The 24,946-nt window shown below is 72.3% G+C and carries 20 protein-coding genes and 1 tRNA gene; 9 read left to right on the plus strand and 12 right to left on the minus strand.

Annotation, left to right across the window (positions count from 1 at the left end; translation table 11 throughout):
- Positions 1-70: 70 nt before the first annotated feature.
- Positions 71-757: a Crp/Fnr family transcriptional regulator gene (locus M446_RS31795; protein WP_012336200.1), complete on the minus strand. Its 687-nt coding sequence runs from the start codon at positions 755-757 to the stop codon at positions 71-73.
- 185 nt (positions 758-942) lie between these two features.
- On the opposite strand from M446_RS31795, the gene M446_RS31800 reads away from it, so the two are divergent.
- Positions 943-1,584, plus strand: coding sequence for an MgtC/SapB family protein (locus M446_RS31800; RefSeq protein ID WP_012336201.1), 642 nt, complete (start codon positions 943-945; stop codon positions 1,582-1,584).
- Positions 1,585-1,633: 49 nt separating this feature from the next.
- Here the strand turns inward: M446_RS31800 and M446_RS31805 are convergent, their stop codons facing one another.
- The 3 genes from M446_RS31805 to M446_RS31815 form a co-directional block, all read right to left on the minus strand.
- Positions 1,634-2,584 (minus strand): DMT family transporter, encoded by a 951-nt coding sequence (locus M446_RS31805; protein WP_012336202.1) that lies wholly within the window; start codon positions 2,582-2,584, stop codon positions 1,634-1,636.
- Positions 2,585-2,676: 92 nt separating this feature from the next.
- Positions 2,677-4,008, minus strand: a complete 1,332-nt coding sequence (locus M446_RS31810; protein ID WP_012336203.1) for a nucleotide sugar dehydrogenase — start codon at positions 4,006-4,008, stop codon at positions 2,677-2,679.
- 97 nt (positions 4,009-4,105) lie between these two features.
- On the minus strand, positions 4,106-5,182 hold the full coding sequence (locus M446_RS31815; RefSeq protein ID WP_012336204.1) for an SIR2 family NAD-dependent protein deacylase: 1,077 nt from the start codon (positions 5,180-5,182) through the stop codon (positions 4,106-4,108).
- Between the two features lie 439 nt (positions 5,183-5,621).
- Here M446_RS31815 and M446_RS31820 point away from each other — a divergent pair, with 439 nt between their 5' ends.
- Positions 5,622-7,493, plus strand: coding sequence for an ABC-F family ATP-binding cassette domain-containing protein (locus M446_RS31820; protein ID WP_012336205.1), 1,872 nt, complete (start codon positions 5,622-5,624; stop codon positions 7,491-7,493).
- Between the two features lie 288 nt (positions 7,494-7,781).
- On the opposite strand, the gene M446_RS31825 is transcribed toward M446_RS31820, so the two are convergent.
- The 6 genes from M446_RS31825 to M446_RS31850 all read right to left on the minus strand — a co-directional run bounded on the left by M446_RS31825 (position 7,782) and on the right by M446_RS31850 (position 13,529).
- A complete protein-coding gene (locus M446_RS31825; RefSeq protein WP_012336206.1) occupies positions 7,782-9,287 on the minus strand; it encodes a peptidoglycan DD-metalloendopeptidase family protein in 1,506 nt (501 codons plus the stop codon).
- Positions 9,288-9,538: 251 nt separating this feature from the next.
- Positions 9,539-10,204: a protein-L-isoaspartate O-methyltransferase family protein gene (locus tag M446_RS31830; RefSeq protein ID WP_012336207.1), complete on the minus strand. Its 666-nt coding sequence runs from the start codon at positions 10,202-10,204 to the stop codon at positions 9,539-9,541.
- Positions 10,205-10,208: 4 nt separating this feature from the next.
- Positions 10,209-10,970: a 5'/3'-nucleotidase SurE gene (gene surE / locus M446_RS31835; RefSeq protein ID WP_012336208.1), complete on the minus strand. Its 762-nt coding sequence runs from the start codon at positions 10,968-10,970 to the stop codon at positions 10,209-10,211.
- A complete protein-coding gene (serS, locus tag M446_RS31840) occupies positions 10,970-12,277 on the minus strand; it encodes a serine--tRNA ligase (protein ID WP_012336209.1) in 1,308 nt (435 codons plus the stop codon). The genes surE and serS overlap by 1 nt, the downstream gene beginning before the upstream one ends.
- Positions 12,278-12,371: 94 nt before the next feature.
- Positions 12,372-12,644: a hypothetical protein gene (locus M446_RS31845; protein WP_236728833.1), complete on the minus strand. Its 273-nt coding sequence runs from the start codon at positions 12,642-12,644 to the stop codon at positions 12,372-12,374.
- Positions 12,645-12,782: 138 nt separating this feature from the next.
- Positions 12,783-13,529, minus strand: a complete 747-nt coding sequence (locus M446_RS31850; protein WP_012336211.1) for a YebC/PmpR family DNA-binding transcriptional regulator — start codon at positions 13,527-13,529, stop codon at positions 12,783-12,785.
- A 367-nt stretch (positions 13,530-13,896) separates the two neighbouring features.
- On the opposite strand from M446_RS31850, the gene M446_RS31855 reads away from it, so the two are divergent.
- Positions 13,897-14,298, plus strand: a complete 402-nt coding sequence (locus M446_RS31855) for a MucR family transcriptional regulator (protein ID WP_012336212.1) — start codon at positions 13,897-13,899, stop codon at positions 14,296-14,298.
- Between the two features lie 71 nt (positions 14,299-14,369).
- On the opposite strand, the gene M446_RS31860 is transcribed toward M446_RS31855, so the two are convergent.
- Positions 14,370-15,806, minus strand: coding sequence for a multicopper oxidase family protein (locus tag M446_RS31860; RefSeq protein ID WP_012336213.1), 1,437 nt, complete (start codon positions 15,804-15,806; stop codon positions 14,370-14,372).
- Between the two features lie 204 nt (positions 15,807-16,010).
- Between M446_RS31860 and M446_RS31865 the strand changes: the two genes are divergently transcribed.
- The 5 genes from M446_RS31865 (at position 16,011) to lon (ending at position 22,710) form a co-directional block, all read left to right on the plus strand.
- Positions 16,011-16,095 (plus strand) — tRNA-Leu (locus M446_RS31865).
- Between the two features lie 171 nt (positions 16,096-16,266).
- Positions 16,267-17,724 carry a trigger factor gene (gene tig, locus M446_RS31870; protein ID WP_012336214.1) on the plus strand — a complete coding sequence of 486 codons (1,458 nt, stop codon included), beginning with the start codon at positions 16,267-16,269 and terminating at the stop codon, positions 17,722-17,724.
- Between the two features lie 113 nt (positions 17,725-17,837).
- On the plus strand, positions 17,838-18,464 hold the full coding sequence (locus tag M446_RS31875; RefSeq protein WP_012336215.1) for an ATP-dependent Clp protease proteolytic subunit: 627 nt from the start codon (positions 17,838-17,840) through the stop codon (positions 18,462-18,464).
- A 275-nt stretch (positions 18,465-18,739) separates the two neighbouring features.
- Positions 18,740-20,011: an ATP-dependent Clp protease ATP-binding subunit ClpX gene (gene clpX, locus M446_RS31880; RefSeq protein ID WP_012336216.1), complete on the plus strand. Its 1,272-nt coding sequence runs from the start codon at positions 18,740-18,742 to the stop codon at positions 20,009-20,011.
- Positions 20,012-20,289: 278 nt separating this feature from the next.
- Complete coding sequence (gene lon / locus M446_RS31885) at positions 20,290-22,710, plus strand: endopeptidase La (protein ID WP_012336217.1); 2,421 nt, start codon at positions 20,290-20,292, stop codon at positions 22,708-22,710.
- A gap of 133 nt (positions 22,711-22,843) precedes the next feature.
- Here the strand turns inward: lon and M446_RS31890 are convergent, their stop codons facing one another.
- Positions 22,844-24,349 carry a bifunctional ADP-dependent NAD(P)H-hydrate dehydratase/NAD(P)H-hydrate epimerase gene (locus tag M446_RS31890; protein ID WP_012336218.1) on the minus strand — a complete coding sequence of 502 codons (1,506 nt, stop codon included), beginning with the start codon at positions 24,347-24,349 and terminating at the stop codon, positions 22,844-22,846.
- Positions 24,350-24,528: 179 nt separating this feature from the next.
- On the opposite strand from M446_RS31890, the gene M446_RS31895 reads away from it, so the two are divergent.
- Complete coding sequence (locus M446_RS31895; protein WP_012336219.1) at positions 24,529-24,867, plus strand: P-II family nitrogen regulator; 339 nt, start codon at positions 24,529-24,531, stop codon at positions 24,865-24,867.
- Positions 24,868-24,946 lie beyond the last annotated feature (79 nt).

The following is a 24,946-nucleotide window of genomic DNA, read 5'->3' on the forward strand; positions in this document are numbered from 1 at the left end:
CGGCCCTCACGTCGGTTTCGCCGCCGAACCGGTGGTCCTTTCGGCGACCGGCGCCGGCCGCCGGCGGCGCTCAGCCGTCCTCCCGCAGCGCCTCGGCGACCCGGGCTTCCAGCAGGTCGGGCCGGCGCAGGATCAGGGCGCCGCGGGTGCGGTCCACGAGGCCCTCCTGGGCCATCACGGTGAATTCCCGCGTCACCTGCTCGCGGCGGCAGCCGATCCGGGCGGCGAGCACGTGGTGGTAGGGCGGCGGGGTCACGACCCGCTCGCCGTCCGAGCCCGCCCGCGGCGAGGAGAGCCGCAGCAGCTCCGCGTAGAGCCGGTGGCGCAGGTCGAGGACCGCGTGCTCCATCAGGCGGCCGTTGAGCGAGCGCACCCGCTTGGCGAGGAGGCGCAGCAGGCGGTCCCCGATCGGCGGCGGCGCGAAGACGATCTGGCGGAAGACCGGCGCCGGCACGACGCAGAGTTCGCCGCGCGTCAGCGCCGTGACGTTGGCCGAGCGGCTCACCCCGTCGATCGCCGCGAGTTCCCCGAAGAACTCGCCGCCGCGCATCTCCCCGAGGATCACCTCCTTGCCCGATTGCGTGCGGTTGAGGATGCGCACCTCGCCCGCGGCCAGGAAATACACGTCCGTCGAGGCGTCGTCGAAGTCCACCAGGACCTCGTTCGGCTCGAAGCGTCTCCAGATGCAGCGGGTCTCGTAGGGGGCGAGGTCGACCCCCGCGTCCTTGAAGAACGGAAATACCCCCAGACGACCCATGACGACGCCCCGCAACCCCCGCACCTTGTTGTTCTTGCCACGATGCGGCCGGGCTTGCCAGGGTTGGGGATAACTTTGCGGCGGGCGCCGTCGCGGAGCGGCTCCCGGGCCGGCGCCCGGCTTCCGCCGGCCGCGCGGTCGGGCTATGAGCGCCCGGCTCCCTCGACGACGCGGATGATGCAGGCATGGCGGCTTTTCAGGCGTTCCAGCCCGGGGCCTTCGTCGATTCCGCCCTCAGCCTCCTCGTCGCCTTCCTGCTCGGAACCCTGATCGGGGCGGAGCGGCAGTACCGGCAGCGGACCGCGGGCCTGCGCACCAACGTGCTGGTCGCGGTCGGCGCGGCGGCCTTCGTCGATCTCGGCATGGTGATCATGAAGGAGGGCATGAACGTCCGCGGCCTCAACACGGCGGCGACCCTGTGGGGCTCGGCCGCGGTCGGGGCCTATTCGGGGGCGGATCTTCTCGGCGAGGCCGTGCTGGTCGCCGGCGCGGTGCTCGCCGGCAACACCCTGCTGCGCCCCCTGGTCAACGCGATCAACCGCATCCCGATCGACGAGCGCTCCACCGAGGCGACCTACGAGGTGCGCCTGACGACCGAGGGCGACGCCCTGGGCCGCACCCGCGACCTCCTCACCGAGCGGCTGGAGGGGGCGAACTACCCGGTGAGCGAGGTCACGGTCGAGGAGCCGGCCGAGGGCGAGGTCGAACTCGTCGCGACCCTGGTCAGCACCGCGGTCGATCCGGCGGAGCTCGACGCGGTGGTGGTGAGCCTCGAACGCGCGCCCGGCGTGCGCCACGCCACCTGGACGGCCCGCACGGTGGATTAGAGGAGCATCGCGCTGCTCCGGCGGGCGGTGCCGTCCCGGCTCGGGCGTCTCACGCCTCCCCGGGCCCGCGCCGCGGGGCGCCGCGCGGGCGCAGCCGGTCGAGGAGCCGTCCGTCGATGGCGGCGAGGCCCGCCCCGATCAGCCCCATCCCGGCGATCTGCCGCGCGTCGAGCCGCTCCCCGAGGACGAGCACGCCCAGGCCGATCGCCGAGACCGGGATCAGGAAGGTGACGAGGGCGATGTTGGTCGCCCCGGCCCGCGCCAGGATGCGGAAGAAGATCAGATAGGCGAGCGCGGTCGAGAGGCAGGCGAGGCCGAGCACCGCGCCCCAGGCCCCCGGGCCCGGCGGCGGCAGCGTCCAGGGCCGGTTGAGCGCGAGGGCGAGCGGCCCGAGGAGGAGCGCCGAGCAGGTCACCTGGCCGGCGGCGGTGACGAGCGGCGGCAGGCCCATCCGGCCGAAGCGCCGGCCGTAGACGCCCGCGAGGGCGTAGGACCAGGCCGCGGCGAGCACCGCCCCCTGCGCGAGCGCCGCCGCCCCGAGCCCGCCCAGCACCGCCGGGCCGACCATCACGGCGACGCCCGCGAGGCCGAGCCCGACCCCGGCGAGGCGCCGGCCGGTCATCCGCTCGTCGCGGGTGAGGAAGTGGGCGACGACCACCGTGGTGAGCGGCGTCGTCGCGTTGAGCAGCGCGGCGAGGCCGGAGGCGATCTGCGTCTGCCCCCAGGCGATCAGGCAGAACGGGATCGCGTTGTTGAGGATCCCCATGCCCAGGAAGGCGGCCCAGGTCGCGCGGTCGCGGGGCATGCGCGCGCCGAGGAGCGGCGCGAGGGCGTTGAGGATCAGGGCCGCCAGCGCGAGGCGCAGGGCGACGACGGTGAGCGGGGGCAGCGCGTCGAGGGCGACCCGCACGAAGAAGAACGAGCCGCCCCAGAGCACCGACAGGAGCAGGATCAGGCCCCAGTCGGACAGGCTCATCGGACGGTTCACGGCGGGCGGCATGGCGGGTCCCCTGGCTGGCCTTCGGCGGCCCCCGTGATGGCACCGGGGGATTGCCCGGCGCGTCCCGGATCTTGCGCCGCGACCGGCGCGCCTCACGCCTTCAGGATCGTCGGCCCGGACAGGCCGCGCCGGGCCATGGCGTTGCGCGTGTCGACGACGAGGCGGGCCTCCGCCGCGACCAGCGCGTAATCGACCCCGTCGTGATCGGTGGCGATCAGCACCGCGTCGACCGCGCGCAGCGTCCCGGCATCGAGGGGGGTCGAGCGGCGTCCCGCGAGGGAGGCGTACTCGCGCGTCGGCGGCAGCACCGGCACCAGCGGATCGTGGTAGAGGCAGGTCGCGCCGCGCGCCTCGATCAGCCGCATCAGCCGCAGGGCGGGGCTCTCGCGGGTATCGTCGATGTTGCGCTTGTAGGCGAGGCCGAGCAGCAGGATGCGCGATCCCGAGAAGGGGCGCCCCGTCCGGTCGACCGCCGCCGCGAGGCGCTCGACCACGTGGGCGGGCATGCGGGTGTTGACCTCGCCGGCGAGTTCGATGAAGCGGGCCGGCACCTCGAATTCCCGCGCCTTCCAGGCGAGGTAGAACGGATCGATCGGGATGCAGTGCCCGCCGAGCCCGGGCCCCGGATAGAACGGCATGAACCCGAACGGCTTGGTGGCGGCGGCCTCGATCACCTCCCAGACGTCGATGCCCATCGCGTCGTAGACGAGCTTCAGCTCGTTCACGAGGGCGATGTTGACCGCGCGGAAGATGTTCTCGGTGAGCTTCACGGCCTCCGCGCAGGCCGCGCTCGACACCGGCACGGTGGCGACCGTGAGGGCCCCGTAGAGGGCGGCGGCGAGGCGCCGCGAGGCGGGGTCGTCCGCACCCACTACCTTGGGGATCTGCGCGGTCGAGAAGGCGGCGTTGCCGGGATCCTCCCGCTCGGGCGAGTAGGCGAGGAAGATCTCGGCCCCGACCCGCAACCCGCCGGCCTCCAAGAGCGGCCGCACCACCTCGTCCGTGGTGCCCGGATAGGTGGTCGATTCGAGCACCACGAGCTGACCCGGCCGCAGGGAGGCCGCTACGGCCCGGGCGCTCGCCACGACGAAGCCGAGATCGGGCTCCCGGTGCCGCGTGAGCGGCGTCGGCACGCAGATCAGGATCGCGTCGGGCTCGGCGAGCCGGGCCATGTCGCCGGTCGCCGCGAAGGTGCCGGCGCGCGCCGCCTCGGCCAGCGCATCCCCGGGGATGTGGTGGAACGCCCCCTCCCCGCGGTTGAGCGCGGCGACCCGCTCCGGGTTGGTGTCGAAGCCCAGGACGGAGAAGCCCGCCCGCAGGGCCGCGAGGGCGAGGGGCAGCCCGACATAGCCGAGCCCGACGATGCCGACGAGGGCGTCGCCGCCGCTCAGGCGACGCTCCAGTTCCTCAACGCGCGGCATCATATCCCGTCCCGCCTCACCTCTGCCGCGCCCGCATAGCCCGGCCCGGTGTCGGCCTGTCAACCGGCGGCGCCCTCGCGGGGCGGTGCCGGGCCCGCGCTCACCGCTCCCGGAACCAGGCGGGAAATTCCGTCGCGGCGCTCAGGTCGAGTTCCAGCCTGTTCTCGTCCGGGGGGTCGTTCTCGACGACCGCGCCGACCGTGAAGGCGCCGTAGGCGAAATCGATCGGGAGTTCGGCCGTGCCGTTCCGCGCCGGCACCACGACCTGCTCCCGAGGGAAGGTCGGGTGCAGGTGGAACCGCACCGGACCGGCGAGCGGAGGTCCGGCACCCGGCCTGCTCTCCACGACGAGCGTGAAGGCGGCGAATCCTTCGTCCTGATCCAGCCTGACGTCGCGGACGAGGAGCCGCCGGCGTGCCGTCTCGGCGGTGCCGCCGAACAGGCCCTTGTTCGGATCGACCTCGTCCGCCGGCTCCTTCGCGACGTGGAGCTCGGGCGCCAGGGCGGGCGCGGTCGGCGCGCCCGCCGCGGACGCGAGTCCGCCCGCCCCGATCCGGTCGAGGAGGGCCAGCAGGCCGGAATGGTCCTCCGCGTCTCCCGGCGCGCTCTGGATCCGGTAGAACACGGCCCGCAGGCCGAACTTGTCCCGCATGCGCCTCTCGATCAGCGCCCTCTCGTCCTCGGTCCGGTAGCCGAAGATCCCGAAATGCTGGCTGTCCTCCACACCCAGATTCGCCCGCACGCTGCGCATGATCTGCCCCAGATCGGGATCGCGCATCGAGAAGCCGAGGAACACGACGGGCTGTGTCATGAACACGGCGACGATCCGCCGCTGGAAGACGTCGTTGAGGTAGAGGCGCGCGTAGGACGTCTCGGTCAGCACGATGTCGGCCGGCCGGTCGAAGCGCCCGTGCAGATAGACGATGCAGGGCGGCGCGGAGCGGTCGGACAGGGCGCGGAAGAAGGTGCGGACGTCGGCCGCGTCGCTCCAGTGGATGGGGGTGAACGACCTCCCGGCCCGCCGCATCGCCAGTTCGATGCAGGGATCGTAATTCGTCGTGATGATGTGCCGGAAGCCGAGGCCGGCGATCCGCAGGTGGGGCTCGCTCAGGGCATGCGGCGTCCGCGGCTCCTGGAACTTCCCCGAGATGAATGTCGCAAATTCCTCAGGCGACATTCTGACGTACATCTCCTCCGCTTGCCAGGCGGGGTCATCGATGCTGCGCAGAATGGCAGCGTATTTCGGAGGTATCTTATCGTCTCTCGACAGGATTTCATTCATCATCGTCATCAAGTCCGGCCATGAAGGATAGCCGGAAGCGACGCTGGCGCCTGCTCCAACTAGGGCGAGCAGGCGATTTGCGGCCATCGCCCGCGTGAGGTCGTCGAGACTCTTGCTCTCTTCGAAGAGGGGAAGCTGCATGACGGTGACATCCTTTGAGGACGAGCCGGCACGACTTTATGTAGCATGGAGGTTTTGCGAATTCTACCTGTGATCGCATTTCCGGTGCCGGCAGCCCCGGATTTCGCGCCGGCGCGATCGGCACGGGATGCGGGCGCGGCGGGATCCTCGCCTCCTCTTGCCTCCGCCCGACCCGCCCCCCACAAGACCGGCCATGCTCCGCGTCAACGACCTCACCTACCGGATCGGCGAACGGCTGATCCTCGACCGCGCCGGCTTCGCGATCCCCGACCGCGCGCGGGTCGGCCTCGTCGGCCGCAACGGGGCGGGCAAGACCACCCTGTTCCGCCTGATCCAGGGCGAGATCGCCACCGAGGGCGGCACCGTCTCGCTGCCGAAGGGCACCCGGATCGGCGGCGTGGCCCAGGAGGCTCCCGCCGGTCCCGAGACCCTGCACGAGGTCGTGCTCGCCGCCGACGTCGAGCGCACGCGCCTGCTGCGGGAGGCCGAGACCGCCGACGGCCTGCGCCGGGCCGAGATCGAGACGCGCCTCGTCGACATCGACGCCCACTCGGCCCCGGCCCGGGCGGCCGCGATCCTGCACGGCCTCGGCTTCGACGCGGCGGCGCAGGCCCGCCCCTGCGCGGATTTCTCCGGCGGCTGGCGCATGCGCGTGGCGCTCGCCGCCGTGCTCTTCTCCGAGCCCGACCTGCTCCTCCTCGACGAGCCCACCAACTACCTCGACATCGAGGGGACGCTCTGGCTCTACGATTACCTGGAGCGCTATCCCCGCACCGCGATCATCATCAGCCACGACCGCGACCTGCTCGACACGAGCGTCGACCACATCCTCCACCTCGACCGCGGCCAGCTCACCCTCTACCGGGGCGGCTACACCTCCTTCGCCCGCCAGCTCGCCGAGAAGCGCAGCCTGCAGGCCAAGGCGCGGGCGAAGCAGGAGGCCGAGCGCGCCCATCTCCAGAGCTTCGTCGACCGCTTCAGGGCCAAGGCCACCAAGGCGCGCCAGGCCCAGTCGCGCATGAAGCGGCTCGCCAAGATGGAGCCGATCGCCGCGCTGATCGAGGACGACGTCCCGGTGATCCACCTGCCGAGCCCGCCCCGGCCGCTCTCCCCGCCCCTCGTCGCCATGGAGCGGGTGGCGGCGGGCTACGGCGAGCGCACCGTGCTCTCGGGCCTCACCCTGACGCTCGCGCCCGACGACCGCGTCGCGCTGCTCGGCGCCAACGGCAACGGCAAGTCGACCTTCTGCAAGCTGATCGGCGGGCGGCTCGATCCGCTCTCGGGCGAGGTCCGGCGCTCGACCAAGATCGAGGTGGCGTATTTCGCCCAGCACCAGCTCGACGAGCTGCGCCCGGCCGAGAGCGCCTACGCGCATGTCCGCGACCTGATGCCGGAGGTGCCCGAATCGAAGGTGCGGGCCGCCGCCGCCCGGCTCGGCTTCCCGGGCCAGAAGGCGGACACGCCGGTGGCGCAGCTCTCGGGCGGCGAGAAGGCCCGGCTGCTGATGGGGCTGGCGGCCTTCGCGGGTCCCCACCTGCTGATCCTCGACGAGCCGACCAACCACCTCGACATCGAGAGCCGTCAGGCGCTGGTGGAGGCGATCAACGACTACGAGGGCGCCGTGATCCTGGTGAGCCACGACCGCTTCCTGGTCGAGGCCTGCGCCGACCGGCTCTGGCTGGTGCGGAACGGCAGCGTGAAGCCCTTCGACGGCGACATGGACGATTACCGCCGCCTCGTGCTGGCGGGACCGGAGCCCGAGGCGCCGCGGACCAGCGAATCGGCCGGCGGGGCCAAGGCGGTCGAGCGGCGCAGCAACGCCGAGCGTCGGGCGGCCCTGGCGCCCTTGCGCAAGCGGCTGGAGGCGGTCGAGGCGCGGATGACCAAGCTCTCCGAGGCCATCGCCAAGATCGATGCGGCGCTGGAGGACGGCAGCGCCTTCCGGACCGATCCGGCCAAGGCCGGGGACCTCGCCCGGATGCGGGCCGAGGCCGCCGCCGCCCTCGCCGCCGCCGAGGAGGATTGGCTGGCCCTCAGCGGGGAATTGGAGGCCGCCGAGGGGTGAGCGCGGCGCCCGCGGCCGGGCGGGCGGCTTCCGTCGCGCGACGCCGCCTCGGCGCGACCCGCCCGGCCGCCGCACCATGGCTCGGCCCGGGGAGCGCGGCGGCTCCCGCCCGCGGCCGAACCGTCCGGGGTGGTTCTGGCCGCTGGACCAGGGCCGACGCCGTCGCCTCACGGTCGGCCGCCGCGAGGCGGGAGGCGCGCCGCGGCGGGTGATGGCGGAACAAGGACCCGTAACGCTCGCGAGGGCGGTCCCGCCGGAACCGCCCTCGCGATGCCGCGGCGCGACCGTTCAGTTGCTGGCGAGCTTCGGGATCGGGTCGACCGGGGTCGCGCCCTTGCGGATCTCGAAGTGCAGCTGCGGCGAGGTCACGTTGCCCGAGGCGCCGGACTTCGCGATCACCTGCCCGCGCTTGACCTTGTCGCCCGGGCGCACGTCGATCTCGCCGTTATGCGCGTAGGCCGAGACGTAGCCGTTGGCGTGGCGCACCAGCACGAGCTTGCCGTAGCCCTTCACGTCGCTGCCCGCGTAGGCCACCGTGCCCTCCTCGGCGGCCTTGACCGGCGTGCCCTCGGGCAGCGCGATGTTGATGCCCTCGTTGCCGCTCGATCCGTAGCCCGCGATGACCCGGCCGCGGGCCGGCCAGCGGAAGGCCGAGGCATCCTCGGCCGGGGCCGGGGCAGGAGCCGGGGCCGGCTCGGCCGGCTTCTCGGCCGCCTTGGGCTCGGCCGCCTTGGGCTCGGCCGCCTTGGGCTTGACGGGCTCGGGCTTCGGCTCCGGCTTGGGGATCTCGGCCTTGGCCACCTGCTTGGGCGCCTCCGCGGGCTTCTTCGGCTCCGGCTTGGCCGCGACCTTGGGCTCGGGCTTCGGCTCCGGCTTGGCCGCGACCTTGGGCTCGGGCTTCGGCTCCGGCTTGGCCGCGACCTTGGGCTCGGGCTTCGCGGCGACCTTGGGCTCGGGCTTCGGCTCCGGCTTGGCCGCGACTTTGGGCTCGGGCTTCGGCGCCGGCTTCGCCGCCGCCTTCGTCTCCTTGGCGTCGCGCTTGGCCTCCTGCCGGGACTCCGCCTTCCCCTCGTGCTTCGCCTCCGCCTTCCGCGGCTCCGGCTTGGCCGCCTGCTTCGGCTCGGGCTTCGGCTCGACCTTGGCGGTCCTGACCGGCTCGGCCGGGCGGGCGTTCAGCTTGGCCGCCCGCTCGACAGCCGCGGGCTTCGCCGGCGCCGCGGCGGCCTGGCCCGGCCGCGGATGCGGCTTGGGGGCGGGCGCGGGCTCCTCGCGCAGCTCCGCGACCTTGCGCGGCGGCTCCGCCGGCCGGGCCGCCTGCGCCACCTCGCGCGGCGCGGCCGCAGGCGTCACCCGCGGCGTCACCGCGGCGGAGCCGCCCGCGTGATAGACCGGGATCACGATCTGGCGGCCCGGCGTGACCTCCTTGGCGCTCGACAGGCCGTTCGCCGACAGGATCGCGGCGGCCGGCACCCCGAAGCGCGTCGACATCTGGTTCAGCGTGTCACCCTGGCCGACCGTGACGGTGGTGCCGCCCTGGGCGGTCCAGCCCGCCGCCCCGCCGGTGGCCGGGGCCGCCGCGACGGCCCGCGTGCTCTGCGCGGCGGCCGGCGCGGCCCGGCTCGACAGGGGCAGCGGCCCCGGCTGGGAGGCCGCGCCCTGCGGCGCCGCGAGGGCCTGCGAGCGGATCGGCGCGGTCCGCACCGGCGCAGTCGGCTCCTCCGGCAGGCTGCCGGTCGCGCCCGGCTCCGTGCCGCTCGACGAGAAGGGGTTCGAGAACGGATCCCCGAACCGCATCGTATCGGAACTGCAGGCGGCGGATGCACCTCCGATCAGCCCGATGAGAGCGACGCGCGACAGCGTCCGCATCCCGTAGCCAGCCCCGCGATCCCGCATCGACGCACCCACACATCCACGCAACCCGATAGGCGAGATTCAAATCCCATTCAGGTTAAGCTTCCGTTGCGGGGAGCGCGGCCGGGATGCCCGCGCGGGAGTCGAGCGGTCCCGGGAACCGCCCGCCTGCCGGGGCGCTGCGCCGTGTCCGGCTACAGCACCGCCGCCCGGCCCGCCGTCAGCGGCGCGATCCGCGTCGCCCCGTCGAGCAGGCGGCGGGCGAGCCCTTCCGGGCCGCGCTCGATCACCGCGAGGCGCGGGCCCGCCTCGGTGACGACCGCCCCGACGAGGCGGCCCCCCGGCGCGAGGCGCTGGCCGAGGTGATCCGGGATGGCGGGCAGGACCCCGTTGACCAGGATGCGGTCGAAGGGGGTGACGTCCTTCTCCCGGGCGCAGCCATCCGCGATCCGCAGGCGCACCGCGCCGCCGAGTCCGGCCGCGTCGAGGCGGGCCTGCGCGTCGGAGGCCAGGGTGGCGTAGCGCTCCAGGCTCTCGACCATCGCGCAGCCGAGGCGCAGCAGCAGGGCCGTGGCGTAGCCCGAGCCGGTCCCGATCTCGAGGGCGCGGCTGCCGGGCCGCGGTTCCAGGGCCGTCAGCATGGCGGCGACCACGCTCGGCGCCGTCATGGTCTGGCCGCAGGCCAGCGGCAGGGCGACGTCGCGCCGCGCGAGGTCGCGCAGGGCCTCCGGCGCGAACCGGTCGCGCGGGACCCGCTCCATGGCGCCGAGCACCGCCGCGTCGCGCACGCCCCGCGCCCGCAGGGCGAGCGCGAAGCTCGCCGCCTCGACGGCCCCGCGCCCCTCGGGATCCTCGTCCACCGGCTCAGCCGAGGGCCTGGGCGAAGCGCGTCAGCGTCGGCTCATCCGTGAGGTCGAGGCGCAGCGGCGTCACCGCGATGCGGTTCTCCGCGATGGCCTTGAGGTCGGTGCCGTGGCCGGGCTCGAACCGCGCCTTCGCGAAGGCGAGCCAGAAATAGGGGTTGCCGCGCCCGTCCACGCGCTCGTCGATGGCGAGGAGCTGCTGGTTGCGCATGCCCTGGGCCACGACCGCGATCCCCTCGACCGCCTCCGGCTCGCAATCGGGGAAGTTCACGTTGACGAGGATGCCGGGCTCGATCCCCGCCTCGAGGATGCGCCGGATCGTGCGCGCCCCGTGATGGGAGGCGGTCTGCCACTTCACGTGGGCCCGCCCGCCCGCCCCGTAGGCCTGGCTCAGCGCGATCGAGCGCACGCCCAGGATCGTCCCCTCCATGGCGCCCGCGACCGTGCCCGAATAGGTCACGTCCTCGGCGACGTTCTGGCCGCGGTTGACGCCCGAGAGCACGAGGTCCGGCCCGCGCTCCTTGAGGATGTGGCGCACCCCCATGATCACGCAATCCGACGGGGTGCCCTTCACGGCGAAGCGCGTCTCGGCGACCTTGCGCAGGCGCAGGGGATCGTTGAGCGAGAGCGAGTGCGACACCCCGCTCTGGTCGGTCTCGGGCGCGACGACCCAGACGTCGTCGGACAGCCCCCGGGCGATCTCCTCCAGGACCTTCAGGCCCGGCGCGTGGATGCCGTCGTCGTTGGTGACGAGAATGCGCATCAGGCGTGTGGTCCCTCGATTCGCGTGACGCCCCCCATGTAGGGCGCGAGCGCGGACGGCACCGTGACGCTGCCGTCCGGGTTCTGGTAATTCTCCATCACGGCGATGAGGGCGCGGCCGACCGCCACCCCCGACCCGTTGAGGCTGTGCACGTAGCCGAGGCCGCGATCCTCCCGGCGGCGGAAGCGGGCCTCCATGCGCCGGGCCTGGAAATCGCCGCAGACCGAGCAGGACGAGATCTCCCGGTAGGTCCCCTGCCCCGGCAGCCAGACCTCGATGTCGTAGGTCTTCTGCGAGGCGAAGCCCATGTCGCCGGTGCACAGCGTCATCACCCTGTAGGGCAGGTCGAGCCGGCGCAGCACGGCCTCCGCGCAGGCGAGCATGCGCTCGTGCTCCTCGGCGGATTGCTCGGGCGCCGTGATCGAGACGAGTTCGACCTTGGTGAACTGGTGCTGGCGCAGCATGCCGCGGGTGTCGCGCCCCGCCGCCCCGGCCTCGGCCCGGAAGCAGGGCGTCAGCGCGGTGAAGCGCAGGGGCAGCTCGTCCTCGGACAGGATGCTCTCGCGCACGAGGTTGGTGAGCGGCACCTCGGCGGTGGGGATGAGCCAGCGCCCCGGCGCCCCGGGCTCGACCGCGCCGGGCTGCGCGGCGAACTGGTCGTCGCGGAATTTCGGCAATTGGGCGGTGCCGAACATCGCCTCGTCGCGCACCAGGAGCGGCGGCGCGACCTCGGTGTAGCCGTGCTCGGCGGTGTGCAGGTCGAGCATGAACTGGCCCAGCGCCCGCTCCAGCCGGGCGAGGCGGCCCTTCAGCACGACGAAGCGCGAGCCCGACAGCCGGGCGGCGGCCTCGAAATCCATCAGGCCCGCGGCCTCGCCGAGTTCGAAGTGCTGGCGCCCGCTCTCGGCCCGGCCGCGCCCCTCGAAGCGGCGAAGCTCGACGTTGTCGTGCTCGTCCCTCCCCTCCGGCACCTCGGGCCCGGGGGTGTTCGGGATCGCCGCGAGGCGGGCGTCGAGGGCCCTCGCGGCGGCGTCGGCCGCGGCGTCGAGGCCCGGCGCCTGCTCCTTGAGCCGCGCGACCTCCGCCATCAGCGCCCGGGCCCGCTCCTCGTCCCGCGCCTTCTTGGCCGCGCCGATCTCCTTCGAGAGGGCGTTGCGCCGCTCCTGGGCGACCTGCGCGGCCGAGATCGCCGCCTTGCGGGCATCGTCGAGGGCGACGAGCTCGGCGGCGAGCGGTTCCAGCCCGCGCCGGCGCAGCCCGGCGTCGAAGGCGGCGGGATTGTCGCGGATGACCCGGATGTCGTGCATCGGCAGAACCGTCTCCGACGGCGGGCGGCCCGCCGTCCCTGCGTGAGGCCCGACGCTTTGCCGCATCGGGCGGGCCGGGACAAGGGCGCCCCTCTCAGCCCGCCGGCTCCGCGACCGCGAGGGCCGCGACCAGGGAGGCGACCTCCCCGGGCCGCAGGATGTGGCCGCTCGCCGTGATGATCCAGGCGCGGCGCTCGCCCGTCGTCGCGCGGGCGGCCAGCACCGCCTCCCGCAGGGTCACGCACGGGCGCTCGTCGGGTCCGTCGGCCTCCCCGGGCCAGAACAGGAGTTGTACCGGTGCCGTCCAGTCCGTCATGCCCGGCACGAGACCACCCGATTCGGGCGGCCGCGCGGCGGACGCGATCACGGATGCGTGGTCGCGGGCGGGCGACGGTCCTGCCCGGGATCTCGGCCCGTTACCTTGGCCGGGGATCTCGGCCCGGGATCTCGGCCCGCGATCTTGGGCGGGGATCTCGGCCCGCGACCCTCCGTCCCGGCGCGCCGCTCAGTCCTGCATCCGGGCCATCAGCGCGTCCGAGACCGCGAAGTTCACGAAGACGTTCTGGACGTCGTCCTGGTCCTCGATCATCTCGACGAGGCGGATCAGCTTCTCGCCGGTCTCGTCGTCGACCTCGACGGTGTTCTGCGGGCGCCAGACCAGGGCGGTGCGGCGGGGCTCGCCGAAGCGGGCCTCGAGGGCCTTGGCGACCTCCCCGAGGGCGCCGTGCTCGCAGGTGACCTCGTGGCCGCTCTCGTCCGACTTGACGTCGTCGGCGCCCGCCTCGATGGCGGCCTCCAGCATCGCGTCGGCGTCCGCCACCTTCGCGTCGAAGGCGACGAGCCCGACCCGGTCGAACATGAACGAGACCGCGCCCGTCTCGGCGAGGCTGCCGCCGGCCTTGGTGAAGGCCGAGCGCACGTCCGAGGCCGTGCGGTTGCGGTTGTCGGTCTGCGCCTCGACGATCAGCGCCGCCCCGCCCGGGCCGTAGCCCTCGTAGCGGATCTCCTCGTAATTCTCCCCTTCCCCGCCGGTCGCCTTCTTGATCGCGCGCTCGATGTTGTCCTTGGGCATGTTCTCGGCCCGGGCCGCCAGCATCGCGGCGCGCAGGCGCGGGTTCATGGCCGGGTCCGGCACGCCGAGCTTGGCGGCCACCGTGATCTCGCGCGCGAGCTTGCCGAAGACCTTGGAGCGGACCGCGTCGACGCGGCCCTTGCGGTGCATGATGTTCTTGAACTGCGAATGTCCGGCCATGGCACTCCCCGGGGCGACGGGCCTGGCGGAACCTCCGCAGCGGAAGCGCTCGACGCCGGGCCCTCGGTGAAACGGGACCGCGTTATAGAGGGGCTGCCCGCGAAAGCACAATCGGGCGCCCGCGCGGGCCGGTCGAATCCGGCCCGCCCGGATCCCGGCGCCCCGGGCTTCCGCTGCAATGGCTGTATTACCTCAGCGCATGGCCGAACAACACCGTTCCGGCTCCGCCGCGCCGCCCTATGTCTCCGTATCGGAGTGTGGCTGAAGCGTTTCCGTGGTGTAAGACTGTCGCATTCGCTAAAATGAATATTGACGTCTGCATCTCGGGAACGCATGGGGCTGGCACTCTGCGAACCGGAGCATATGAATGCAGGACCAAGATCAAGAAATCGGTCTGATCGAGCAGGCCACGGACATCGTCGCGGCCTACGTGTCGAACAACTCCGTGCCCGTGGCGGACCTGCCGAGCCTGATCAGCGCCGTCCACACCTCGCTCGTGCGGCTCCGCAACCCCGCCCCGGCCGAGCCGGAGAAGCCGGTCCCGCTGATGCCGATCAAGAAGACGATCACGCCGGACTTCCTGATCAGCCTGGAGGACGGGCGCCAGTACAAGTCGCTGAAGCGTCACCTCTCGACCCGGGGGCTGACGCCCGAGCAGTACCGGCAGAAGTGGGGCCTGCCGCCGGACTACCCGATGGTGGCGGCGAACTACGCCGCGCAGCGGTCGGAACTCGCCAAGTCGAGCGGGCTCGGCCGTCGCCGGGCCTGAGCCGGGGCGCTCCCTCCCCGGCGGCGAGGAGGGAGCGGCCTTCCCGGGGCGCGCCCCGGGCGCCGCCCCCCTCAGGTCACCTCGAACGAGGTCCACAGCCCGGTGTCGAACCGCTCCAGCGCCGTCGCGCTCACGAGCCAGCGGCCGGGATTGTCCGCCAGGAAGGCGATCCGGGCCGTGCGTCCCTCCAGGAGCTGGAACGTGTCGAGCCAGTAGGGCTCCCAGCCGTCGTCGAGCGGGTGCAGCAGCCGGAAGACGTGGCCGTGCAGGTGGAGCGACTGCGGGAAGGCGGTCTGGTTGGTCAGCGCCAGCACCACCACCGAGCCCCGCTTCACCGAGAAGAGCGGCGCCGCGCCGGCCGTCCCGGCCGCCCCGTTCACCGTCCAGATCCGGGCCGGGTCGCCCGCGTAGGCCGGCGGCGCCTCGGGCCTCGCCTTGTCGAGGGTGGCGCCCCCCGCGAGGGTCAGGTCGCGCCGCACCGCGTTCTGGAGCTTGATCTCCGGCGGCAGCAGCGGGTTCTCGCCGATCGCCGCGACGGGCGGGCGGGCCGGCAGCGCCTCCCCCTCCGGCGTCACCACGGCGAGCGGGATTCCCGGCCCGATCAGCGCCGTCACCGTGCCCCCGCCCTCCTTCCCGGAGGGCACGTCGAGGAGCACGTCGTAGCGCGTGCCCGGCGGGAAGGGCAGCGTCGCGCGCAGGGGCTCGAACGTGTCGGTGGGCTGGCCGTCCACCGCGGCCACCCAGACCTTGAGCTTGTCGAAGCGCAGGCGCGTCGCCCGCGCGTTGCAGGCATTGGCGAGCCGCAGCCGCAGCCGCGCCCCCGGCGGCGCCGCGATCGCCTCCGGCCCCGGCCGCCCGTTCACCGTGAGCGTGTTGCCGAGCCGCCCGGAACTCGCCGCGAAGGGCAGCGGCCCGAAACCCGCGAGCGTCCCGTCCGGCTCGAGCCGCCAGTCCTGCAGGACGAGCGGCACGTCCCGGTCGACGACGGGGGGCTTGGCCTCCTCCACCACCAGCAGCCCGGCGAGGCCGCGCCCGGCCGGCTCGCTCGCGCCGCCCACGACCAGCGGCCGGATCAGCGCAGTGCCCGCGTCCGGCGGCGTGAAGGCGTAGAGGAAGCTCGCCCCCGGGGCGACCGGCGCCTGCGTGACGCCGCCGACCCCGTCCATGGCGTTGGCGTTGCGCACCCCGTGCCAGTGCAGCGAGAGCGGCTTGTCGGTGCGGTTGTCGAGGCGCAGCCGCACGGCCTCGCCGCGCTTCACCCGCAGCACCGGCGGCACCGATCGGCCGTCGAAGGCCCAGACCGGCGTCTCCGCGGGCGCGTCGGGCCGCAGCCGGGCGGTGGCCGGCGCCGCCGTCAGGATCCGGGGTTCCGGCGCCGGAGCCGGGCCTCCCGGCGCGGCCCCCGGCCCGGCCGGCTGGGGCGCCTGCGCGCGGGGACGGGCGGGCACCAGGGCGAGGGCGGCGCCCGCGAGGAGCGCCCGGCGCGTGGGCGGGGAGGACGGCGTCATGACACCTCGGCAGGTTGCGGTTGCGGGCCGGCGCGGCGCTGGCCTTGTAGCGGGCGCCGCCCGGGCAGGCGAGCGCCCCCGAAAATCGCCCCCGGCGCGGCCCCCGGGCGGTTCCGGCGGCGGCCCAAAATTCTTGCTGCGCGCCCGCGAGACCATGCTATAGAGCGCCGCCCGAGCGCCGCGGCGATCCCGGGCGCGCGCGTTGCGGGCGTGGCGGAACTGGTAGACGCGCTGGATTTAGGTTCCAGTGACGAGAGTCGTGGGGGTTCGAGCCCCTCCGCCCGCACCATTCCGCCGGGCTTTCGGCGCCGCGGGGGACATCCGCCGCAAGGCGACACGACGGTTTGGCTTTTCACATCAGGGCCGGCCCGCCAGACTGACGGTTTCCGTCGCACGGTGCCTCTCGACGCCGTCCGGAACCCGCGGGCGGACCGGATTCGAAAGAGGCGGAACGACGACGATGCAGGTGACCGAGACCAAGTCCGAGGGGCTGAAGCGCGAGTTCCAGGTGGTGCTCGCCGCGGCCGAACTCGAGGATCGGCTGACGACCGAACTCGCCGGCATGAAGGACAAGGTCCAGCTGAAGGGCTTCCGCCCCGGCAAGGTGCCGGTCGCCCATCTGCGCCGGGTCTACGGCCGCTCGATCATGGCCGACGTCGTCCAGAACGCCGTCAACGAGGCCAACCAGAAGATCCTCGAGGAGAACAAGCTCAAGCTCGCCCTCGAGCCGCAGATCAAGATGCCGGAGGACAAGGCCGAGATCGAGAAGGCCCTCGACGCCAAGGCCGACCTCGCCTTCCAGGTCGCCCTCGAGGTGATGCCGACCTTCGAGCTGCAGGACCATTCCGACATCACGGTGACGAAGCCGGTCGCCACGGTCTCCGACGAGGAGGTCGAGACCGCGCTCAAGCGCATGGCCGAGCAGAGCCGCTCCTACGCCGACCGCCCCGAGGGCAGCGCCGCCGAGACCGGCGACCGCGTCGTCATCGACTTCGTCGGCCGCATCGGCGGCGAGACCTTCGAGGGCGGCAGCGCCGAGGATGCCGACCTCGACCTCGGCTCGAACACCTTCATCCCGGGCTTCGAGGACCAGCTCCTCGGCGCCAAGGCGGGCGAGGCCCGCACCGTCACGGTGACCTTCCCGGAGGGCTACCCGGCCGAGCACCTCGCCGGCAAGGAGGCGGTGTTCGACGTTACCGTGAAGGCCGTGAAGGCGCCCGGCGAGGCCCAGATCGACGACGAGCTCGCCAAGACCTTCGGGCTGGAGAACCTCGACGCGCTCAAGGACGCCGTGCGCAAGTCGCTCGCCAACGAGCTCGACGCGCAGTCGCGCCGCCGGGTCAAGAAGGCGCTCCTCGACGCGCTCGACGCCCGCTACGCCTTCGACCTGCCCCCGACCCTGGTGCACCAGGAATTCGCCGCGGTCTGGGCGCAGGTCGAGGCCGACCTGAAGTCCCGCGGCAAGACCTTCGAGGACGAGGGCACCACCGAGGAGAAGGCGCAGGGCGAGTACCGCCGCATCGCCGAGCGCCGGGTGCGCCTCGGCCTGGTCCTTGCGCAGGTGGGTGAGACGGCCGATATCAAGGTGCCGGACGAAGAGGTGAATCAGGCGCTGATCGCCCGGCTGCGCCAGTTCCCCGGGCAGGAGCGCGAGGTCTACGACTTCTACCGCAAGAACCCGCAGGCGATGGCCGAACTGCGCGCTCCCCTGTTCGAGGAGAAGGTGGTTGACCACGTCCTCGGTCAGGTCAAACTCGTCGAGGAGCCCGTCTCCAAGGAGGCGCTCTTCGCCGACGACGAGGACGAGGCGGCCGAGGCCGCCGCGCCCGCGTCCGAGGCCGGGGCCTCCAAGGGGGTGATCTCCGAGGGGGTGATCTCCGAGGGCTCCGCGCCCAGCCACGAGACCGGCGCGGCCTGATCCGGCCCGCGGCCCTGACAGGGGCGGCGGACCGGACGACCCGCGGGCTCACCGATTCGCCGTGACCCCGGCCGCAGCGGCGCGGCCGGGCCTACCAGAACCAGGGCCACCCGATGAGAGACCCCGTCGAATTCTACAACAGCGCGCTCGTCCCCATGGTGGTCGAGCAGTCGAGCCGCGGCGAGCGCGCCTTCGACATTTACTCGCGCCTGTTGCGCGAGCGCATCATCTTCCTGACCGGGCCGGTCGAGGACTACTCCGCCTCGCTCATCGTGGCGCAGCTGCTGTTCCTCGAAGCCGAGAACCCGAAGAAGGAGATCTCCTTCTACATCAACTCGCCGGGCGGCGTGGTCACGTCGGGCCTGTCGATCTACGACACGATGCAGTTCATCCGCTGCCCGGTGGCGACGCTCTGCGTCGGGCAGGCGGCCTCGATGGGCTCGCTGCTCCTCGCCGCGGGCGAGCCGGGCCACCGCTTCGCGCTGCCGAACGCGCGCATCATGGTCCACCAGCCCTCCGGCGGCTTCCAGGGCCAGGCCACCGACATCCTGATCCACGCCCGCGAGATCGAGGCGCTGAAGCGCCGCCTCAACGAGATCTACGTGAAGCACACCGGCCGCGACTACGACGCGATCGAGCAGGGGCTGGAGCGCGACAATTTCATGACAGCCGACGCCGCCAAGGAGTGGGGCCTCATCGACGAGGTGCTGCAGAAGCGGGCGGAGACGCCCGCCGCCTGAGCCGGGACGCCGACCGCCCATCCGGGGGCCCGCCCGGAACGGGCCGGGGCCCTGGCGGATTAACCACCCCGCGGGCGATGCGGCCTTTTGGCGAGGCCGCGTCGCTTTCGCGGGATTGATCCGGAGGTGGCTGCGTGTTTGCATCAGCGTTCTGCGTCGGACACCCGACGCACGTGCGGCGAAGGCGGTGACTGTTTCTTTAGTCGGGTGTCACTATCTAGAGGGACGCGGCCTCGCCCTCGCGGCGTGGGCCCGTCGGGGACTTGGAGACCCATATGAGCAAGGCTGGCGGCAACGACTCGAAGAGCACGCTGTACTGCTCGTTCTGCGGCAAGAGCCAGCACGAAGTCCGCAAGCTGATCGCGGGACCGACCGTCTTCATCTGCGATGAGTGCGTCGAGCTGTGCATGGACATCATCCGCGAGGAATCGAAGTCCTCGCTGGTGAAGTCGCGGGACGGCGTACCGACCCCGAAGGAAATCCGTCGCGTCCTCGACGATTACGTGATCGGGCAGGATTTCGCCAAGAAGGTGCTGTCGGTCGCGGTGCATAATCACTACAAGCGGCTGGCGCACGCGGCGAAGCACAACGACGTCGAGCTCGCGAAGTCCAACATCCTGCTGATCGGGCCGACCGGTTCCGGCAAGACGCTGCTGGCGCAGACGCTCGCCCGGATCCTCGACGTGCCCTTCACGATGGCGGATGCGACGACGCTGACCGAGGCCGGCTACGTTGGCGAGGACGTCGAGAATATCATCCTTAAGTTGCTCCAGGCCTCCGACTACAACGTGGAGAGGGCCCAGCGCGGCATCGTCTACATCGACGAGATCGACAAGATCTCGCGCAAGTCCGACAATCCGTCGATCACCCGCGACGTGTCGGGCGAGGGCGTGCAGCAGGCCCTGCTGAAGATCATGGAGGGCACGGTGGCGAGCGTGCCGCCCCAGGGCGGACGCAAGCACCCGCAGCAGGAATTCCTGCAGGTCGACACCACCAACATCCTGTTCATCTGCGGCGGCGCCTTCGCGGGGCTGGAGCGGATCATCTCGGCCCGGGGCAAGGGCACCTCGATCGGCTTCGGCGCCACCGTCCAGGCCCCGGACGACCGCCGCACCGGCGAGATCTTCCGGGCCGTCGAGCCCGAGGACCTGCTGAAGTTCGGGCTCATTCCCGAATTCGTCGGCCGCCTGCCGGTGCTCGCCACCCTGGAGGACCTCGACGAGACCGCCCTCAAGCGGATCCTGCAGGAGCCCAAGAACGCCCTGGTCAAGCAGTACCAGCGGCTGTTCGAGATGGAGAACGTCGACCTCACCTTCCAGGAGGAGGCGCTGACGCTCGTCGCCCGCAAGGCAATCGAGCGCAAGACCGGCGCCCGCGGGCTGCGCTCGATCCTGGAGAGCATCCTGCTGGAGACGATGTACGACCTGCCGGGCCTCGACTCGGTCGAGCAGGTGGTCATCGGCCCCGAGGTGGTCGAGGGCAAGGCGAGGCCCCTCTACATCCACGGGGACCGCGCCAAGGACGCCCCGGCGAGCGTCAGCGCCTGAGCCCTCCGAAGGCCGCCGCTCCGCGGCGGCCTTGCGCGTCTCGAGTTCCCATGTCGAGTTCCCATGCGGCCGGGGTGGCACGGCGCTTGAAAGTCGCAGCGCCGGAAACCACCTGAGAGCAGAACGCGGCGGCCGCATGCTCACTCGGAGGTGCGGTGCCGCGGCCCGGCCGCCACTCCCTCCGACCCCTGCGGCCCGGTCGGCCCCCCGTTCCGCGTGCTTTCCCCTGATCCTCGAAGGCGCGGAGCGTCGGGAGTCACCATCAAGGAAGTCAGTCAATGACCCAGCCGAAATCGCGCCAGCCCGTCGTTCCCGGGTCGACCGGGACCTACGCGGTCCTGCCGCTGCGCGACATCGTGGTCTTCCCGCACATGATCGTCCCGCTCTTCGTGGGACGCGAGAAGTCGATCCGGGCGCTCGAAGAGGCCGTGCGCGCCGACCGGCACATCCTGCTCGCCACCCAGGTCAACGCCACCGACGACGACCCGGCGACGGACGCGATCTACACGATCGGCACCCTCGCCTCGGTGCTCCAGCTGCTCAAGCTCCCGGACGGCACCGTGAAGGTGCTGGTGGAGGGCGCGGGCCGGGCCAAGATCCGCAGCTTCGTGCGCTCCGACGAGTACTACGCCGCGGAGGCCGAGGCCCTGCCGAACGACCTCGGCGACCGCATCGAGGCCGAGGCCCTGGCCCGCTCGGTGATCTCGGAATTCGAGAACTACGTCAAGCTGAACAAGAAGATCTCCCCCGAGGTGGTCTCGGCGGTGATCCAGATCGACGAGCCCTCCAAGCTCGCCGACACGGTCGCCTCGCACCTCGCGGTCAAGATCTCCGACAAGCAGGCGATCCTCGAGATCCCGACCGTCGCCGAGCGGCTGGAGCGCGTGCTCTCGCTCATGGAGAGCGAGATCTCGGTGCTCCAGGTCGAGAAGCGCATCCGCACCCGCGTCAAGCGGCAGATGGAGAAGACCCAGCGCGAGTACTACCTGAATGAGCAGATGAAGGCCATTCAGAAGGAACTCGGCGACGAGGACGGCCGCGACGAGCTGGCCGAGCTCGAGGACAAGATCGAGAAGACCAAGCTGTCGAAGGAGGCCCGCGACAAGGCGATGGCGGAGCTGAAGAAGCTGCGCCAGATGTCGCCGATGTCGGCCGAGGCGACGGTGGTGCGCAACTACCTCGACTGGATGCTGGGCATCCCGTGGGGCAAGCGCTCGAAGATCAAGAAGGACCTCGTCGGCGCGCAGAATCTGCTCGATTCCGATCACTTCGGGCTCGACAAGGTCAAGGAGCGCATCGTCGAGTACCTCGCGGTCCAGCAGCGCGCCAACAAGCTGACCGGCCCGATCCTGTGCCTCGTCGGACCGCCCGGCGTCGGCAAGACCTCGCTCGGCAAGTCGATCGCCAAGGCCACGGGGCGCGAGTTCGTGCGCATGTCGCTCGGCGGCGTGCGTGACGAGGCCGAGATCCGCGGTCACCGCCGGACCTATATCGGCTCGATGCCCGGCAAGATCGTCCAGTCGATGCGCAAGGCCAAGACCTCGAACCCGCTCATCCTGCTCGACGAGATCGACAAGATGGGCATGGACTTCCGCGGCGACCCGTCCGCGGCGCTGCTCGAGGTGCTGGATCCGGAGCAGAACGCCAGCTTCAACGACCATTACCTGGAGGTCGATTACGACCTCTCGAACGTGATGTTCGTGACGACGGCGAACACGCTCAACATCCCGCCGGCCCTGCTCGACCGCATGGAGGTGATCCGCATCGCCGGCTACACCGAGGAGGAGAAGCTCGAGATCGCCCGCCGCCACCTGATCCCGAACGCGCTCAAGAAGCACGGTCTGGCTGAGAAGGAATGGTCGATCGACGATGACGGGCTGCTGCTGCTGATCCGCCGCTACACCCGCGAGGCGGGCGTGCGCAACCTGGAGCGCGAGCTCTCGAACCTGATCCGCAAGGCGGTCAAGGAGATCCTGATCTCCAAGGTCGTCCGGGTGGCGGTGACGGACGAGAACCTCGACACGTTCCTGGGCCCGGCGCGCTTCCGCTACGGCGAGGTGGAGACGGACGATCAGGTCGGCGTGGTCACGGGCCTGGCCTGGACCGAGGTCGGGGGCGAGCTGCTCACGATCGAGGGCGTCATGATGCCCGGCAAGGGCAAGATGACGGTCACCGGCAACCTGCGCGACGTGATGAAGGAATCGATCTCGGCGGCGGCGTCCTACGTCCGCTCGCGGGCCGTCGATTTCGGCGTCGAGCCGCCGCTGTTCGAGCGCCGGGACATCCACGTCCACGTGCCGGAGGGGGCGACCCCGAAGGACGGGCCCTCGGCCGGCATCGCCATGGCGACGGCGATCGTCTCGGTCATCACCGGCATCCCGGTGCGCCGCGACATCGCCATGACCGGCGAGGTCACGCTGCGGGGCCGCGTGCTCCCGATCGGCGGGCTGAAGGAGAAGCTCCTGGCGGCGCTGCGGGGCGGCATCAAGACGGTGCTGATCCCCGAGGAGAACGCCAAGGACCTCGCCGACATCCCGGCGAGCGTGAAGAACGGGCTGGAGATCGTGCCGGTCTCGCGCATGGACCAGGTGCTGCAGAAGGCCCTGGTGCGGCTGCCGGAGGCGATCGAGTGGGACGAGACGCTCCCCGCCACGCCGGCCCGGGGCGAGGACGACGCCTCGGGGCTGGTCGCCCACTGACGGCCGCGGCGCCGATCTGAGCGGATGAGAAGGGCCCCGGACGGTGACGTCCGGGGCCCTTCCGCTTGAACGGGTGCGGGCGCGCCGCGCAGGCTTGTGATCCGGGATCCGCTTTGATCAAGCGGATCCCGGATCACGCCCCCGGAGGCTCCCAGCCCAGCAGCCCGGCCAGCACCCGGGGCATCAGCTCCGGCAGGTCCTCGGCGATCAGCCCCGGCCCGTGCCGCCGCCCCGCCTCGGCATGCATCCAGACCGCCGCGCAGGCCGCCTCGAAGGCCGGCATCCCCTGGGCGAGGAGCCCCGTCACCAGCCCGGTGAGCACGTCGCCCGAGCCGGCCGTGCCCAGGTAGGGCGTGCCGTTGCGGTTGATCGCCGCCCGTCCGTCCGGCGCGGCGATCACCGTGTCGGCGCCCTTGAAGACCAGGACCGCGCCGAGGAAGGAAGAGGCCGCCCGCGCGCGCTCCAGCTTGGAGCCCGGCGGCACCGCCGCGACGTCGTCGAACAGGCGCCCGAACTCCCCCGCGTGCGGGGTCAGCACCGCCCGGGCGCCGCCGTCGCGCAGGTGCCGGGCGAGGTCCCCGGCGCGGCCCTTGAAGCTCGTGAGCGCGTCCGCGTCGAGCACCAGGGCGCGGCCCGCCTCCGCGGCCACCCGCACGATGTTGCGCGTGGCGCCCCCGGTGCCGAGGCCCGGCCCCGCCGCGATGGCGTTGAGGCGCTCGTCCACGAGCAGGTCCTCGAGGTCATCCGCCCCGTTGCAGACCCGCAGCATCACCGCGGTGAGCTGGGCCGCGTTCTCGGCCAGCGCCGCCTGGGGCGAGACCAGCGTGACGAGCCCGGCCCCGATCCGCAGCGCGCCGCGCGCCGCCAGCCGCGCCGCGCCCGTGCGGGTCGCCGGTCCCGAGACCACGACGGCGTGGCCCCGCGTGTATTTGTGGCTGGCCTCGGTCAGCCGCGGCAGCTGGGCGCGCCAGAGGTCCGGCCCGTTCGCGAAGGTCCGGGCCCCGAGCCCCGCCACGACCGCGTCCGGGATGCCGATCTCGGCGAGCGTCACCGGCCCGCACAGGGCGCGGCCCGGCAGCAGCAGGTGCCCCGGCTTGAGCCGCGCGAAGGTCACGGTCTCGCTCGCCTGGACGGCGACGCCGCGCGGCGCGCCGCTGTCGCCGTCGAGGCCGGAGGGCACGTCGACCGCCAGCACCGGCACGCCCGCGCCGTTCACCCGCTCGATCAGGGCCCTCGCCTCCCCGTCGACCGGTCGCGACAGGCCGGCGCCGAACAGGGCGTCGATCACGAGGTCGAACCCGGCCGGATCCGCCGCCGCGGCCTCCCCGACCGCCCCGCCCCACTCCGCCGCCGCCCGGGCCGCGTCGCCCGAGAGCGCGTCGCGGCTGCCGAGCAGCGCCACCGCGACGCCGCGCCCCGCCGCCGCCAGCCGCGCGGCCGCCACGAAACCGTCGCCGCCGTTGTTGCCCGGCCCGCACAGGACCAGGATCCGGGTGCCGGGCGGCGTCCGCGCCAGCGCCCGCGCGGCCACCGCCTCCCCGGCCCGGCGCATCAGCGCGAAGCCCTCGGTCCCCGCCGCGATCGTCGCCGCGTCGGCCCGACGCATCTCCGCATTGGTCAGCAGCTCGGTCATCGCCATACCGGCCTTCCCCCGACATCCAGGCAGGTCTCAGGACGCAGCAGCTGCACAACAATCGCGCAGGATGCGCCTTTTCGTTGAGCACTTCTCACGGCACGCCCTGGAAATCCTCGTGGCGGTCGTCGCGGCGCGATGGTAGGAATGCGGCCGGAACCGTTGCAGAATCAGGCCCGCCCGGCATGAAGAAGATCGAAGCGATCATCAAGCCCTTCAAGCTCGACGAGGTGAAGGAAGCCCTCCAGGAGGTCGGCCTCCAGGGGATTACGGTGATCGAGGCGAAGGGATTCGGCCGCCAGAAGGGCCACACCGAACTCTACCGCGGCGCGGAGTACGTGGTCGATTTCCTCCCCAAGGTGAAGCTCGAGATCGTGCTGCCCGACCACCTCGTGGACGGGGCGGTTGACGCCATCCGCAAATCCGCGCAGACCGGCCGCATCGGCGACGGGAAGATCTTCGTGTCGTCGATCGAGGAGGCCATCCGGATCCGCACGGGTGAAACGGGCGCCGACGCGATCTGATTTCCCTTGACCGTCTGACCTCCTCCCGGAATGAGATGGCGCGGCCGCGCGTGCGGTCCGCGGCGTTGCGACGGCCGCG

The organism is Methylobacterium sp. 4-46, from assembly GCF_000019365.1.
GTDB lineage: Bacteria > Pseudomonadota > Alphaproteobacteria > Rhizobiales > Beijerinckiaceae > Methylobacterium.